The sequence below is a fragment of the Cyanobium sp. Candia 9D4 genome (assembly GCF_024346155.1).
Lineage (GTDB): Bacteria > Cyanobacteriota > Cyanobacteriia > PCC-6307 > Cyanobiaceae > Cyanobium > Cyanobium minutissimum.
In genome coordinates, this window is sequence record NZ_JAGQCK010000012.1 from 22,654 (window position 1) to 35,535 (window position 12,882).

The following is a 12,882-nucleotide window of genomic DNA, read 5'->3' on the forward strand; positions in this document are numbered from 1 at the left end:
GGCACTGATCCGGGGCCATGAGTAGACAGAGGGGAGAACCCCAGCTCCCATGCCCTACAGCCACCTCCTGGTTCCCAGCGACGGCTCCGAGCTCTCGATGCAGGCCGTGCGCCATGCCGTGGCCCTGGCCGCGGCCCTGGGGGCCCGCATCACCTTCTTCCATGCCCAGGCCAGCGTGCCGGTGCAGGTGGTGGGGCTCGGCGAGATGCTCGATGCCACCACGATGGAGGCCCTGATGAGTGCCAGCCGCAAGGACGTGGAGCGGATCCTGGAGGAGTCCCTGGCGGTGGCGAAGCAGGCCGGCGTCAGCGCCACCGGCGAGAAGGTGATGAGCGACCTGCCCCACCAGGCCATCGTCGAGGCCGCCACCCGGCTGGGATGTGATCTGATCCTGATGGCCTCCCACGGCCGCCGCGGCCTGGTGGGGATGCTGATCGGCAGCGAGACCCAGCGGGTGCTGGTCCAGTCCCCCTGTCCGGTCCTGGTGTACCGATGAGCGCTCTCGCCTCCGCAGGGGGCGACGGCGCCTCCGATCGGGCCTACGACATCCTGCGCTCCCAGCACCAGCCGCTGGCGGCGCTCTTCTCCCCCCGCAGCGTGGCGGTGATCGGCGCCTCCGACCGGCCGGGCAGCGTCGGCCGGGGGGTGCTGTGGAACCTGATCAGCCATCCCTTCGGCGGCACCGTCTACCCCGTCAACCCGAAGCGTTCCAGTGTGCTGGGGATCCGGGCCTACGCCACGGTGGCGGAGGTGCCCGAGGCGGTGGATCTGGCGGTGATCGCCACCCCGGCCGCCACGGTGCCGGCCCTGATCGAGGCCTGTGCGGCGGCGGGGGTGAAGGGGGTGATCGTGCTCTCCGCGGGCTTCCGCGAGATCGGCGCCGCCGGCATCGCCCTGGAGGCCCGCATCCGCGATGGTCTGCGCCGCTCCGGCATGCGGCTGGTGGGCCCCAACTGCCTGGGGCTGATGAATCCCCGCACCGGCCTCAACGCCACCTTCGCCGGCACCTTCGCCCGCCCCGGCCATGTGGGCTTCCTGAGCCAGTCGGGGGCGATCTGCACCGCGGTCCTCGACTGGAGCCTGCAGGAGAACGTGGGCTTCAGCGCCTTCGTCTCGATGGGCTCGATGCTCGATGTGGACTGGGGGGATCTGATCACCTACCTGGGGGACGACCCCCAGACCCACAGCATCGTCATCTACATGGAGTCGATCGGGGATCCCCGCTCGTTCCTCTCGGCGGCGCGGGAGGTGGCCCTCACCAAGCCGATCGTGGTGATCAAGGCCGGGCGCACGGCGGAGGCGGCCCAGGCGGCGGCCTCCCACACCGGCGCCCTGACCGGCAGCGACGCCGTGCTCGATGCCGCCTTCCGGCGCTGCGGCGTGCTGCGGGTGGACAGCATCGCCGACCTCTTCGACCTGGCCGAGGTGCTCTCCAAGCAGCGCCGCCGTCCCCTGGGGCCGCGGCTGACGATCCTCACCAATGCCGGCGGCCCGGGCGTGCTCGCCACCGACGCCCTGGTGCGCCACGGGGGCGCCCTGGCCAGGCTCCCGGAGGCGACCCTGACGGCCCTCGATGCCGTGCTGCCGGAGCACTGGAGCCGGGCCAACCCGATCGACATCCTCGGGGACGCCGATCCGGAGCGCTACGGGCAGGCCATCCGCCTGGCCCTGGAGAACCCCGACAGCGACGGGCTGCTGGTGGTGCTCACCCCCCAGGCCATGACCGACCCGACCGCCACGGCCGAACGGCTGGTGGCCCTGGCGGCCACGACCACCAAGCCCCTGCTGGCCAGCTGGATGGGGGGCCCGGACGTGGAGCCGGGGGAGCGCCTGCTCAATGCCGCCGGCATCGCCACCTACCGCTACCCGGACGCGGCCGTGCGGCTGTTCGATGCCATGTGGCGCTACAGCGACAACCTGCGCGCCCTCTACGAAACGCCGGCCCTGGTGCCGGAAATGGAGCCGGCCGCCACCACGGACGCCGCGGTGGCGGCCGGTGCCGACGAGCCCCACGTCGACCGCCGGCGGGTGGAGGAGCTGCTGGGCGCTGTGCAGGCCGAAGGGCGCACCCTGCTCAACGAATGGGAAGCCAAGCAGGTGCTGACGGCCTACGGCATTCCCACGCTCCCCACCCACATGGCCCTGAGCGCCGAGGCGGCCAGCGCCGCCGCCGAGGCCATGGGCTACCCGGTGGTGGTGAAGCTGCTCTCCGCGGAGCTCACCCACAAGAGTGACGTCGGCGGGGTGCAGCTGAACCTGCCCGACGGGGAGGCGGTGGCCCGGGCCTACCGGACCATGGAGCGCGCGATCGTCGCCCGGCACGGGGCGAGCGCCTTCGGCGGGGTGACCGTCCAGCCGATGCTGGACCTGACCGGAACCTACGAACTGATCGTCGGCAGCAGCATCGATCCCCAGTTCGGACCGGTGATCCTGTTCGGCACCGGCGGCCTGCTGGTGGAGGTGTTCCAGGACAGTGCCGTGGCCCTGCCGCCGCTGAACACCACCCTGGCCCGGCGGCTGATGGAGCGCACCCGGATCTATGCGGCGCTGCAGGGGGTGCGCGGACGACCGCCGGTGGATCTGGCGGCGCTCGAACGGCTGCTGGTGCGCCTGAGCCGGCTGGTGCTGGAGCACCCCGCCATCCTCGAACTCGACATCAATCCGCTGCGGGTGGCGCCGGGGGGCGGGGACGGCGCCCTGGTGGCCCTCGACGCCCGGGTGCTGCTGCAGGCCTCCTCCGGAGCCAGCTGCTTCACCCCCAGGCCGGCGATCCGGCCCTACCCCAGCGCCTACGTCCGCGACTGGCGCCTGCCCGACGGCTCCCCGGTGACGCTGCGGCCGATCCGGCCGGAGGACGAACCCCTGGTGGTGGCGTTCCATCGCACCCTCTCGGAGCAGAGCGTCTACTTCCGCTACTTCCATCTGATGACCCTGGGCCACCGGATCGCCCACGAGCGGCTCACCCGCATCTGCTTCACCGACTACGACCGGGAGATGGCCCTGGTGGCGGAGCGGGCGGGGGAGAACGGGGCGGCGGCCGAGCTGCTAGGGGTGGGCCGGCTCAGCCGGATCCACGACGAGAACGCGGCCGAGTTCGCCATGCTGATCGCCGATCCGTGGCAGCGGCAGGGACTGGGCACGGCCCTGCTGGGTCTGCTGCTGGAGATCGGCCGATCCGAGGGGCTCGAGCGCATCAGCGCCGAGATCCTGCACGAGAACCGGGGCATGCAGCACGTGTGCCGGAAGCTGGGCTTCCAGCTCCGGCCCACGGCCGAGTGCGTGCACGCCGAGATCAGCCTCCTGGAGCCGGCCGCCGTTGCGCCGGAACGGACCGGGACGGTGCCGCCAGCCGGTGCAGCTGCCAGGCCCGCTGCAGATCCACCCGCGTGACGTGGTAACCCAGCCGGCGGGCGGCCAGGATCAGCTCCGGGCAGGAGCGGCAATGGCGCAACCCGCGGCGGATCACCTCATCCGTCTCGGCCTCATCGACGAGGCGCTCCAGTTCGCTCCAGCTCATCGGGTTCTCCCACCCTCCCGTTCACGCTGGCAACGGCGGAGCGATCCGGCCAGGGGTCGTCAAACAAGCGATGCACTGGACCCCGCCAGCGGGGCAGAGGCCATGGCTGGGGCCGGAGTCGCATCCTGTCGGACATCGGCCGCCAGCCGTTCATGGATCGGTCACATCGCTTCGCTTGATTGATGTCAGCCCCACCTCAGGGGTCGCTCCTCACAACGCGAACACCATGAACACCTTCCTTCGCCAGGCGTCCCGCCGCGTCGCGGGCCTGCTGGGCACCACCGGCGTCCTGGCCCTTCTCGCCGCTCCCCTGGAGGCCTTGGCCGGTCCCTGGGGCCCGTCCGGCGCCACCCGTCAGGTCGACAGCCGCCGCGTTCCCTACCCCGTGCCGACCCTCCCCAGCCCCTCCTCCTACGGCGACGGCTACGGCGGCGGCTACCGGGCCGACTATGACGTCGACCGCTACCGGGCCAACCTGCCGGTGGCCCCCGACTACATCCAGGCCCAGACGGCCCAGCGCTGCAACGTGGGTCGGCTGGTGGGCGGCATCATCGGCGGTGGCCTGGGCTACGCGGCCTCCCGCCAGGACGGCCGCACCTGGGCCGTGCCGCTCGGGGCCCTGCTGGGTCAGCAGATGGGCTGCAGCATCGGCTCCCAGCGGGCTCCCCTGCCCTGGTGAGCCCCCGGCTCAGGAAGCGGTTCCGAAGGCCACCTGACAGGCGGCATTGAGGAGTTCCGCTTCCTGGGCATTGCCCGGCACCTGGCCGTTCAGCAGCCCCGACTGACAGTCGGCCGACAGCTGGTAGACGCTGCCGTTGGCGCTGACATCAAAGGCCACCGTGCTGGTGCCGGTCGGCTGGACCGTGCCGAACAGCAGCTGGTACTGGGTGTTGGGCACCACGATCACGGTCTGGTTGCTGGCCACCGCCGCATCCACCGCGCTGTTGATGATCGAAGCCGTCGCCAGGGCACCCACCCCCCAGGCGGCGGCGCTGGCCCCCCACCAGCCCCAGGACGGGGTGGCCCAGCCGCCGTACCAGCCGTGGTTCCAGGGCCGGGCCACGCCCCAGCCCGGACGGGCCCAGCCGGGCCGCACGCCGATGGCGTTGACGTTGACGGCACGGTTCCAGTTGCGGTTGACGTTGACGCTGCGGTTGATGTTCCGGTTGACGTTGACGTTCCGGTTCAGGTTGGCGTTGACGTTGCGGTTGAGCGTTCCGGTTCCGGCGGGCCTGTTGAGGCCCGGGTTGCCGACCACGCCCCCGGGGCGCGCCGCAGGACGATTCAACGAGGGGCCGCCCAGGCCACCGCCGGCGACGCCGCTGCTCCAGCCTCCGGCGGGCCGGGTGACGCCCCGGTTCAGTCCGCCGGCCCCGCCGGATCCCTGGAAACCGCTGCGGCCCAGGGATCCGCCACTGCCAGCGCGGCCGAGGCCACCGCCACCGCCCCCGACTCTCGCGCCGCCACCACCGCCGCCCATCCGGGCGCCACCACCGCCGCGGGCGCCACCGCCGCCGCCGCGGGCGATCAACTCACCGCCGTGGGGGGAGGAAAGCTCCAAGGCCAGGCCAGCCCCGACCGGGGAGGCGATCACACCGGCCAGCAACAGGGCGAATCCGCTGAGGTTCTTCATTTCAGCAACAGGGCGCAGGCGTCGTCGTAACAGCTGGCGTCCACCCGGCCGTCAGCGCCGAAATGCACCATCACCAGATCACGGCCCTGGAGGCGGGTGTTGGCGCGATCCTGCCGGACGCTGTTGAGGTAATTGGGGTTGACCACGCAGAGGTCCTGGCCGTTGAAGCAGACCGTGTTGGTGGAGAAACGGGCCGAGGCCCCCCGCAGGGGCCGCCAGCTGCGGGCGTCGTGGGCCCAGATCGCCATGGTCACCGGCTCCGAGGTGATGCGGACCGTTTCGACGCCGGTGCCGATGCGATGGCGGTAGAGGGTGGCGCCGCCGCTGTCCACCGCCTCCACGGTGCAGGGCACAGGGGCCGCGCCCTTCAGCGCGCACTGGGTCGCCAGGGTGTAGAGCACCGTGGCGGAGGGATCCTGCTGGGCCAGGCTCGCCGGCGCCACAGCCAGCAGCCCTGCGGCCATCAGGCCGGCCGCAGGGCTGACCCCCGCCGGGATCGGGCACCGGGCTCGGCGGCCTGTGGGGTGGGCGCTGGGGCGAAGGGGGTTCCGGCGGAGAGGCATGGGACGGGCGGGCAGCGGCAGGCGCCGATGGCTGGGTAGCGATGAACACATCGTGGCCATGGGGGGTCCGGGCTGGCAACCATCGAAGGCCGGCCGATGCCTGGCGGATCCCTGATCGATGCCTGGCCGATGCCTGATCGATGGTCGCTGCTCGCCAGGCCCGACCTCGCTAGCGTTGAAGCAGCCACAGACAACCCATCGATGGCCGTTCTCAACCGCTGCGCGATCGCGGTGGCCCCCCGGCAGCCGATGGTGGACTGGACCCGGCCCTTCTGGACCCGGGAGGACATGGAAGGGCTGGGGGAGGACCACAGCCTCTACCTGATCCCCACCTACGACAGCGAGCTCGAGGCCCAGGACCGGCTGCTCGACAGCTACGGGGACATCTTCGCCGCCGAGCTCGACCTCTGGTGCCGCGACCGCAGCCGCTGGCCCCACCCCCGCAGCCTGGAACTCTTCGAGGCCTGGTTTTCCGTGCGCTTCTTCCCCCTCGTCGAGGACCTGGACACGGAACCGCTGCACACCTACGTCATCGATGACGACCTCCAGGACGTCCTGCGCGAGGCCATGGGCTGAGCGATGTTCTTCCGCATCCACCACCGTCTCAGCTACACCTACGAGCGCCCCGTCTTCCTGGAGCCGATGGCCCTGCGGCTCACTCCCCGGCAGGACGGCAGCCAGAGGATCCTTGAGCACCATCTGCGGCTGGAGGAGGCTCCAGCGGGCCTGAGCCGGGTGCTGGAGCCCGATGGCACCGACGCGATGGTGGCCTGGTTCCAGCAGGAGCGCGACCAGCTCACGATCACGGTGGACATGCTGGTGGAGACCCTGCGCTGCAACCCCTTCGACTGGATCGTCACCCACCGAGGGGCCCAGCAGCTGCCGGTGACCTACCCGGAGGCGGAGGCCCGCTCCCTGGCGGGCTGCCTGCAGGATCGGACCGACTCCAGCGTGCGCGACTGGGCCCAGGCCATCGCCGACGGTGTCGACGGGTCGGCCACCGCCTTCCTCAGCGCCCTCGCCGATGGGATCCACCACGGGTTTCACCATGTCGGCCGGCTGGAAGGGGAACCCACCGATGCGGCCGAGACGCTGCGCACGCGCACGGGAGCCTGCCGGGACACCGCCATGCTCTTCGTGGCGGCCTGCCGCAGCCAGGGACTGGCGGCCCGGTTCGTGAGCGGCTACTCGATGCACCATCCCCCCGAGGTGAGCGAGCACGAACTGCACGCCTGGGCGGAGGTGTATCTGCCCGGAGGCGGGTGGAGGGGCTTCGACCCCAGCCTGGGCCTGGCGGTGGCCGACGGCCACGTCATCCTGGCTGCCGCGCCAGATCATCACCTGGCGGCGCCGGTCAGCGGTCGCTACCGGGGCACCGGTGTGGGCTCCAGCCTGGCCTACCTGATCCGCCTGCAGGCCGCCGAGGAGCTCGGGGAGCTGGGGGTTCCGCCTCAGCCGATGATCCCGAGCTGAAGCCAGCAGCCGGCGGGCGCCAGCTTCTCCACCACCACCGGGGCCCGGTGGGTGAGCACCAGGTTGTGGGCGTACCGCTCAGCCTCGTCGCGGTGGTCGAAGGTGGGGCCGGTCACCTCGCTGGGCACGGTGGTCTCGTTCTGGTCAGCGGGTCGGACCCGGTAACGGCCGCGAGGGCTTGCATCACTCATGCGCCCAATCTGCTCCCCGACCACCCCAAGCGGCCCCAGCAGCAGAGTGTCTTTCGATCCGTGCCGGACTCCCCACACGGGGCGCCGGCGGCGGGCGGGGGGACCAACGGGCCGGGAACCACCCCGGAAAACAGAAAACCGCCCCCGGAGAACCGGGAGCGGTGAAAAGAAGGCCCCCCGCAAGGGGCCGATCAGCCGGGAATGACTCAGTAGCGGCTGCGGCCACCGCCGCCGCCATAGCCGCCACCACCACCGCCGTAACCGCCGCCGCCGCCGGAGCGACCACCGCCACCGCCGCCGCCGGTGCGGGGCTCGGCCTTGTTCACCCGGATGCTGCGGCCCATCCACTCGACATCCTGGAGGTCATCGATGGCCTTGGTCTCGTCGGCGTCGTTGGTCATCTCGACGAACGCAAAACCGCGCTTACGACCCGTGTCGCGATCGAGGGGCAGGGTGCACTGGCGAAGTTCGCCGTACTGAGCGAAAAGATTCTTCACGTCTTCCACTTCGGCGTCGAAGGAAAGATTTCCGATGTAAATGGTCATGAACCTGAAAAAAACTATGAACCGATCCTTCGACAGCCCTTTTCGAAAGTGATGAGCTCGCTGGAGAGAAATCTTGGAATCTTCCTTACCCTACAGCCCCCGCGGCCCCCAACCCCGGGGGGCCCGGGTCGGGGGAACCGTCTGGAAAAGCGGGCACCGACCCCAGGGCGCCGGTGACTGGGATCCCGCCCGGGGGGTGCAGCAGATCTGCAGCGTCCCCCTCACATGCGGGACATCGCCGTGATCTTGTTGAGCTTGTCCCGCTCGAGTCCTTCCAGTTCCTCGACCTGCAGCAGGCCATCCTTCACCAGGCTGGCAAAGACGAACAGCAGGCCAGGGAGGCGGAAATCAAAACGTCCTTCGATCTCATGGCGCTGAATGCTGAGGAAGTCATGCAGTTTCCAGCAGTCCTCCACGGTATCCATGCGGTCGGCATGGTCTTGGACGGCCCGGATGATGCCGATGGCGGCTCTGGAGTGGGCCTTGTCGAAGGCGCGGCGTGCCACCTGCTGCTCCTGATCCGTCCACTCCAGCACCGCACTCACCATGGGTCTCAACAGCTGAATTCGGACCTTAACGCCCGGGCCGGAGCGCCCGCGAGCCGTCAACTGGGCCAGGACCCAGCCCATCACCCTGGTCATCAGGGTGGCCACGACCTGGGCCGTGACGGCCGGACAGCCGCTGCCGCAATTCCGGCAGTCGGAACCAGGGCACCGTCGGGTGGGCATGGTGCTCCCGGTGGTACCCGAAGTGGTAACAGGCCAGCAGTGAAAGCAGGTGGGGGTACCCCAGCGTGCGAACGGTATGGCGGCCATCCGCAGTGAATCCCCCACTGCGATGGGGAAGATAGGTGCCGAACAGAAACAGCTGGAACGAGCTGAGAACCAGCGGCAGCACCCAGAAGGTGGGGACCGCCAGCGCCCGTCCCGGTTCCAGCAGCATCAGGCCTCCGCCCACGGCCAGCCAGCTGGCCAGCAGCAGCACCAGCTGCCCCAGACACAGGTAGTTGCCCATGAACCGTGCGTACCAGCGCAGGGCCCCATCCCCGCTGGCTCGACGGAAGTCGGGGTCGCGGCGGCTGCCGGGGACCCGGTGATGGCGCAGATGCTGGCGGCGGCAGCGGCCATAGGGAAGGCCGGCGTAGAGGAGCAGAGCCAGCCGGCCCAGTCCATCATTCAGCTGGGAACTGCCGGGCACCAGGGTGCGATGCATCGCATCGTGGCCAAGGATGAACAGGCCCGTCTGCAGGTACGTGCGCAGGGCAATGGTCAGCGCGAGCGTCAACGGCGTCCAGCCCGCGGGATCGGCCAGCAGGGCCAGCACCAGGGTGGCGAGCCAGGCCGCGAAGATGCCGGTGCCGAGCAGCAGACCCGTACCTCCCCCTGCCAGAGAAACCGGAGCGGCCATCGCCTCCCCGGTCACGGGACCCGCCGGCATGGGGAGGATGGATGGACGGCTCAGCGGGCGAACTTGAGCAGTTCGGCGGGGGAGGCCAGCAGGTCGATCGCCACGAAGTAGATCTTGTTCTCGGGATCGAGCAGGAAACGCCAGGCCACGTTCATGCCGACGCCGGCCCCGAACCAGGGGGTCTGCACCTTTCCGGTCACCTTGATCTGGGTGAAACCGCCATCGGAGGGCTCGCTCACGCCGGTTTCGGGCAGCAGCTTGAGGTTCTGGCAGTCCTCGCGGAAGAAGCGCAGGATGGCGTCGGTGCCGACGATGGGCCGCTGGAAGGGGGGCTGCAGGGCGCCATCGGGGAGGAACAGCTGGATCAGCTGGTCGAAGTCGTTGGCATTCAGCAGATCCATATAGGAGAGGATCGTGGCGTTGTCGACGCCGGCGATCGAGACCTTGGTGCGCTGCTCGGGCGCCGTCGGCAGCACGATCGGCTCGGCGATGCGCTCGCTGCCGTCCACCTTGCTGGGGTCGAAGCCCATGTCGACGACGAAGTTGCGCAGCACGGTGATCTGCTGCCCTGCGTCGATGCCCTTGAGGGAGGACAGAACCGCAGCGGCATTGGCGGAGAGCTGGTAGCCCTCGGGGATGGGGGCGACGATGCCCTCCTCCATCCACTCACCCAGGCGGTACCAGAAGCCGAGCTTGATGTTGACCGACCAGATGGCGTAGGTGCGGCAGATCTCGGTGTCCGAGCGGTTGGCCAGGTCGACCATCACCTGGCTCTGCTCGGCAAAGGTCATCGCCTTGATCCGGTTGAGCACCGGCTCGGCGAACTGCATGCGGGCCGCGCCGGGGGCTGCGATGGTGATGGTCTTGCCCATCTCGAGATAGGCGAACCAGATCAGGGCCAGCTGGTCCTCGGCGCACAGGAGGCTGAAGCGGGCGGTGAGGGCCGGCACCACATCGGCCGAAAGGGTGTCCGGAAAGATCTGGGTCGCTTTTTCGAGCGTGAACATGACAGGCACCTCCGGAAGGTCAAGAAATCTTTACAAATCCTAATGCATGGCGGTGGCGGCGAGGGCGCTGCCACCGCCTGACGTCAAGGGAAGCACGATTTTGTGTCCGTCAGCACAGCAAGACAGACACCCATCCCCATCACCGTGCTGCGGAGCGGAACGCTCCGCTGATTCCTGACGGCGGGCGACGCTCAGGGCGCCCCGGTGCTGAGCATGGCGGCCGCCGTCCAGAGCACCAGCCCGGTGATGGCGAAGCCACCGGCGGTGACCAGACCCTGCCAGATCTGGCGGGCCAGGGGCGAGGGCTGCTCCCCGAGCCAGGCGGGACGGGGCGTGCCGGGGGACCAGGGGCTGGAGCCGCGGGGGGCCCTGCTGGCGATGACGTCACGCCAGCGGCCGTCGTAGCGGGGCGCCTGCTGGTTGAAGGGGCGCTCCCCCTGGGCCCGCCCGGGCAGCACCCGCGAGCGCTGGTAGGGAACGGTGTCGTACCCGAAGGCTTCGAGATACTCGGGCGAATCGAGCAGGGCATCGACCAGGGCCACGAGCCCGTGCTCGGCGATCAGAATCGAATAGCGGATCCGTTCCTGGTCGCCATAGACCGGCCGCCCCAGCACCCGGCCCACCAGTTGTTCAACCAGGCGATAGTTGCTGTTGCATTCATAGAAACCTTCGCGGAATCGCCGGGACAGCAGCAGACCACGGATGAAATCCCTCATGGTGATCTGTCCGCTGCGCAGCTGGGATTCCAGCACCACTTCACGATCCACCTTGAAGGCGTGAAAGAAGATCTGGCGGTAGGCCTGCTCGATCTGGACGTCGAGGCTGAGGCGATCTCCGGAGGCCTTGCGGGTCTCCAGGGTGGCGACGGCCTGGCGGGGGGATTCCTCACTGGCGATCGCGAAACTCGGCACCCTGGCATTGAGGCTCGAGGGTCGGGCGGCGAGCAGAGGAAGGGCCATGGAGGGAGTCAGGGTGAATGACCCGGAAAGATAACCGTGAACAAAAGTGGCCTTGGGCGACCGGCCGGATCCCTCACACAGCTTTACTTTTCGGGGTCGCCAAGGGGGACCCCTGCAGGGGTGCAGGGCGCTCGGTGGGCTCGCAGTCCAGCCTCAGGACCCGCTCGAGGGTCTGGTTGCGATAGTTTCTGAGACAGTACTTGCAACCTCCGGTGGTCTGGAGATGGCGTTCCGGTGTGATCACAATCTCCCGGACAGGATGCTCCAGACAACGTATCTTGACTGGGCTGCGATAGCTCTTGTAGTTGATCTGCGAATAATCATATTTCCCGCCAAATCGGGACAGGGCTCGCTCCAGAAACGTGGCTTCATCGATCCGTAAACCCATTGGTTTATCCGCGGGAGTCAGGGAGAAAAACCCAAGGCTGAAGTGGTCAGGCTGAACAGGGGCACCAACCCCGACCCCATGGGCGGGCCCCAGGGGCTGCGGGGGGCAGAAGGCGGACCCGGCCGCCTGGTGTCAGGGGTTGCGATCAGGAACCGTTCGACGGGCTCGATGGCGCCTGAGCTCAGGGCGATTCTGCCCCCGAAGCCCACCAGGCTGGCCCAGCGCATGAATTCTCCACACTTCGCCGGCGCCCGGGCCCGGCCGGATCGGCGCCGCCGCGATCAGGGGCGGGGCGACTCGGGGCCGGCCAGCTCCTCGGTGATGACGCGGAAGCCGGTGAGCTGGTGGTCGCCGAAGGAGCGCAGGAAGGGCACATCCGCCGCATCCCGACCCCGGGCGATCAGCACCCGGCCGATGCGGGGCCGGTTGTGGCGAGGGTCGAAGACATGCCAGCGATCCTCGAGGAACGCCTCGAACCAGGCCGAGTAGTCCACCGGTTCGGGCAGGGGCGCCGTGCCCGTGTAACCCAGGTAGCCGGTGCAGTAGCGGGCGGGGATGTTGAGGCAGCGGCAGAGGCTGATGGCCAGATGGGCGAAATCGCGGCAGACGCCGCGCCCCTCTCGCAGGGCGTCGTGGGCGGTCTTGTCGCTGCGGGCGGCGCCGTAGTCAAAGCGGAGCTGCTCGTGCACCCAGTCGCAGATGGCCTGCACCCGCGACCAGCCAGGCCGGACCCCACCGAAGCGTCCCCAGGCGACCTGGGCGAGGCGATCGGTGTCGCAGTAACGGCTGGGGTTGAGGTAGGGGTAGGTCACGATCGGCAGGGCCCCCACAGGGCACTCCCCCACCTCCGGCGCCACCGGATCGGGCAGGCCGGGGTCGGCCACCACCACTTCGAATCCCAGGGTGGTGCTGCCCGTGGAGGCCACGAAGCGGCAGGCCCGGTTGCCGTCGGCATCGGTGAGCACCTCGGCGATCCGGTCGGGGCTCAGCCGCAGCCGCTCGGGACCGCGCCGGTCGTCCAGGCGACTGCCATGGGGGTGGACCAGGGCCAGCACCGGCGTCGGCGCCCAGCAGGAGAGGGTCAGTTCGCAACCGAGCCGGATCAGCATGGAAAGGGCATGGCGAACGGGGGCGGCCCCAGCGGTCGATTGTCGCCCCCCGGGCGGGGTTCCGTGGCGGCACTCCGCGCCGGGATCCGT

General features: G+C 69.6%; 14 protein-coding genes. 5 read left to right on the forward strand and 9 right to left on the reverse strand.

Features of this window, described 5'->3' with window-relative positions:
- Positions 1-49: 49 nt before the first annotated feature.
- From KBZ08_RS15160 to KBZ08_RS15175, 3 genes are all read left to right on the forward strand, one after another.
- Positions 50-496 (forward strand): universal stress protein, encoded by a 447-nt coding sequence (locus KBZ08_RS15160; RefSeq protein WP_254974024.1) that lies wholly within the window; start codon positions 50-52, stop codon positions 494-496.
- A complete protein-coding gene (locus KBZ08_RS15165; protein WP_254974026.1) occupies positions 493-3,390 on the forward strand; it encodes a bifunctional acetate--CoA ligase family protein/GNAT family N-acetyltransferase in 2,898 nt (965 codons plus the stop codon). Before KBZ08_RS15160 ends, KBZ08_RS15165 begins: the two co-directional genes overlap by 4 nt.
- 353 nt (positions 3,391-3,743) lie before the next feature.
- Positions 3,744-4,196: a hypothetical protein gene (locus KBZ08_RS15175; RefSeq protein ID WP_254974028.1), complete on the forward strand. Its 453-nt coding sequence runs from the start codon at positions 3,744-3,746 to the stop codon at positions 4,194-4,196.
- A gap of 9 nt (positions 4,197-4,205) precedes the next feature.
- Here the strand turns inward: KBZ08_RS15175 and KBZ08_RS16420 are convergent, their stop codons facing one another.
- Complete coding sequence (locus KBZ08_RS16420) at positions 4,206-5,150, reverse strand: hypothetical protein (RefSeq protein WP_261359382.1); 945 nt, start codon at positions 5,148-5,150, stop codon at positions 4,206-4,208.
- Positions 5,147-5,614, reverse strand: a complete 468-nt coding sequence (locus KBZ08_RS15190; RefSeq protein WP_219904454.1) for a hypothetical protein — start codon at positions 5,612-5,614, stop codon at positions 5,147-5,149. Before KBZ08_RS15190 ends, KBZ08_RS16420 begins: the two co-directional genes overlap by 4 nt.
- 300 nt (positions 5,615-5,914) lie before the next feature.
- On the opposite strand from KBZ08_RS15190, the gene KBZ08_RS15195 reads away from it, so the two are divergent.
- Positions 5,915-6,289, forward strand: a complete 375-nt coding sequence (locus KBZ08_RS15195) for a hypothetical protein (protein WP_106222687.1) — start codon at positions 5,915-5,917, stop codon at positions 6,287-6,289.
- A gap of 3 nt (positions 6,290-6,292) precedes the next feature.
- Positions 6,293-7,186 (forward strand): transglutaminase family protein, encoded by an 894-nt coding sequence (locus KBZ08_RS15200; protein ID WP_106222686.1) that lies wholly within the window; start codon positions 6,293-6,295, stop codon positions 7,184-7,186.
- Here the strand turns inward: KBZ08_RS15200 and KBZ08_RS15205 are convergent.
- The 7 genes from KBZ08_RS15205 to KBZ08_RS15240 form a co-directional block, all read right to left on the reverse strand.
- Positions 7,165-7,377: a hypothetical protein gene (locus KBZ08_RS15205; RefSeq protein WP_106222685.1), complete on the reverse strand. Its 213-nt coding sequence runs from the start codon at positions 7,375-7,377 to the stop codon at positions 7,165-7,167. The two genes, KBZ08_RS15200 and KBZ08_RS15205, sit on opposite strands and share 22 nt — an antisense overlap.
- A 206-nt stretch (positions 7,378-7,583) precedes the next feature.
- Positions 7,584-7,922, reverse strand: coding sequence for an RNA-binding protein (locus KBZ08_RS15210; RefSeq protein WP_015108480.1), 339 nt, complete (start codon positions 7,920-7,922; stop codon positions 7,584-7,586).
- 221 nt (positions 7,923-8,143) lie between these two features.
- Positions 8,144-8,575, reverse strand: a complete 432-nt coding sequence (locus tag KBZ08_RS15215; protein ID WP_254974034.1) for a hypothetical protein — start codon at positions 8,573-8,575, stop codon at positions 8,144-8,146.
- Complete coding sequence (locus KBZ08_RS15220) at positions 8,496-9,359, reverse strand: fatty acid desaturase (RefSeq protein WP_254974035.1); 864 nt, start codon at positions 9,357-9,359, stop codon at positions 8,496-8,498. The genes KBZ08_RS15215 and KBZ08_RS15220 overlap by 80 nt, the downstream gene beginning before the upstream one ends.
- A 20-nt stretch (positions 9,360-9,379) precedes the next feature.
- Complete coding sequence (locus KBZ08_RS15225) at positions 9,380-10,336, reverse strand: orange carotenoid-binding protein (protein WP_254974037.1); 957 nt, start codon at positions 10,334-10,336, stop codon at positions 9,380-9,382.
- Between the two features lie 191 nt (positions 10,337-10,527).
- Positions 10,528-11,295, reverse strand: a complete 768-nt coding sequence (locus KBZ08_RS15230) for a phycobilisome rod-core linker polypeptide (RefSeq protein WP_106222682.1) — start codon at positions 11,293-11,295, stop codon at positions 10,528-10,530.
- A 669-nt stretch (positions 11,296-11,964) separates the two neighbouring features.
- Positions 11,965-12,792 (reverse strand): transglutaminase family protein, encoded by an 828-nt coding sequence (locus tag KBZ08_RS15240; RefSeq protein ID WP_106222680.1) that lies wholly within the window; start codon positions 12,790-12,792, stop codon positions 11,965-11,967.
- Positions 12,793-12,882 lie beyond the last annotated feature (90 nt).

Excerpts from the sequence above, each read along its gene's own strand:
- KBZ08_RS15165 (WP_254974026.1), top strand. The coding sequence starts at position 493 with ATGAGCGCTCTCGCCTCCGCAGGGGGCGACGGCGCCTCCGATCGGGCC.
- KBZ08_RS15205 (WP_106222685.1), bottom strand. The coding sequence starts at position 7,377 with ATGAGTGATGCAAGCCCTCGCGGCCGTTACCGGGTCCGACCCGCTGAC.
- KBZ08_RS15195 (WP_106222687.1), top strand. The coding sequence starts at position 5,915 with ATGGCCGTTCTCAACCGCTGCGCGATCGCGGTGGCCCCCCGGCAGCCG.
- KBZ08_RS15210 (WP_015108480.1), bottom strand. The coding sequence starts at position 7,922 with ATGACCATTTACATCGGAAATCTTTCCTTCGACGCCGAAGTGGAAGAC.
- KBZ08_RS15190 (WP_219904454.1), bottom strand. The coding sequence starts at position 5,614 with ATGGCCGCAGGGCTGCTGGCTGTGGCGCCGGCGAGCCTGGCCCAGCAG.
- KBZ08_RS15240 (WP_106222680.1), bottom strand. The coding sequence starts at position 12,792 with ATGCTGATCCGGCTCGGTTGCGAACTGACCCTCTCCTGCTGGGCGCCG.
- KBZ08_RS15160 (WP_254974024.1), top strand. The coding sequence starts at position 50 with ATGCCCTACAGCCACCTCCTGGTTCCCAGCGACGGCTCCGAGCTCTCG.
- KBZ08_RS15175 (WP_254974028.1), top strand. The coding sequence starts at position 3,744 with ATGAACACCTTCCTTCGCCAGGCGTCCCGCCGCGTCGCGGGCCTGCTG.
- KBZ08_RS15220 (WP_254974035.1), bottom strand. The coding sequence starts at position 9,359 with ATGCCGGCGGGTCCCGTGACCGGGGAGGCGATGGCCGCTCCGGTTTCT.
- KBZ08_RS15200 (WP_106222686.1), top strand. The coding sequence starts at position 6,293 with ATGTTCTTCCGCATCCACCACCGTCTCAGCTACACCTACGAGCGCCCC.
- KBZ08_RS16420 (WP_261359382.1), bottom strand. The coding sequence starts at position 5,150 with ATGAAGAACCTCAGCGGATTCGCCCTGTTGCTGGCCGGTGTGATCGCC.
- KBZ08_RS15225 (WP_254974037.1), bottom strand. The coding sequence starts at position 10,336 with ATGTTCACGCTCGAAAAAGCGACCCAGATCTTTCCGGACACCCTTTCG.
- KBZ08_RS15230 (WP_106222682.1), bottom strand. The coding sequence starts at position 11,295 with ATGGCCCTTCCTCTGCTCGCCGCCCGACCCTCGAGCCTCAATGCCAGG.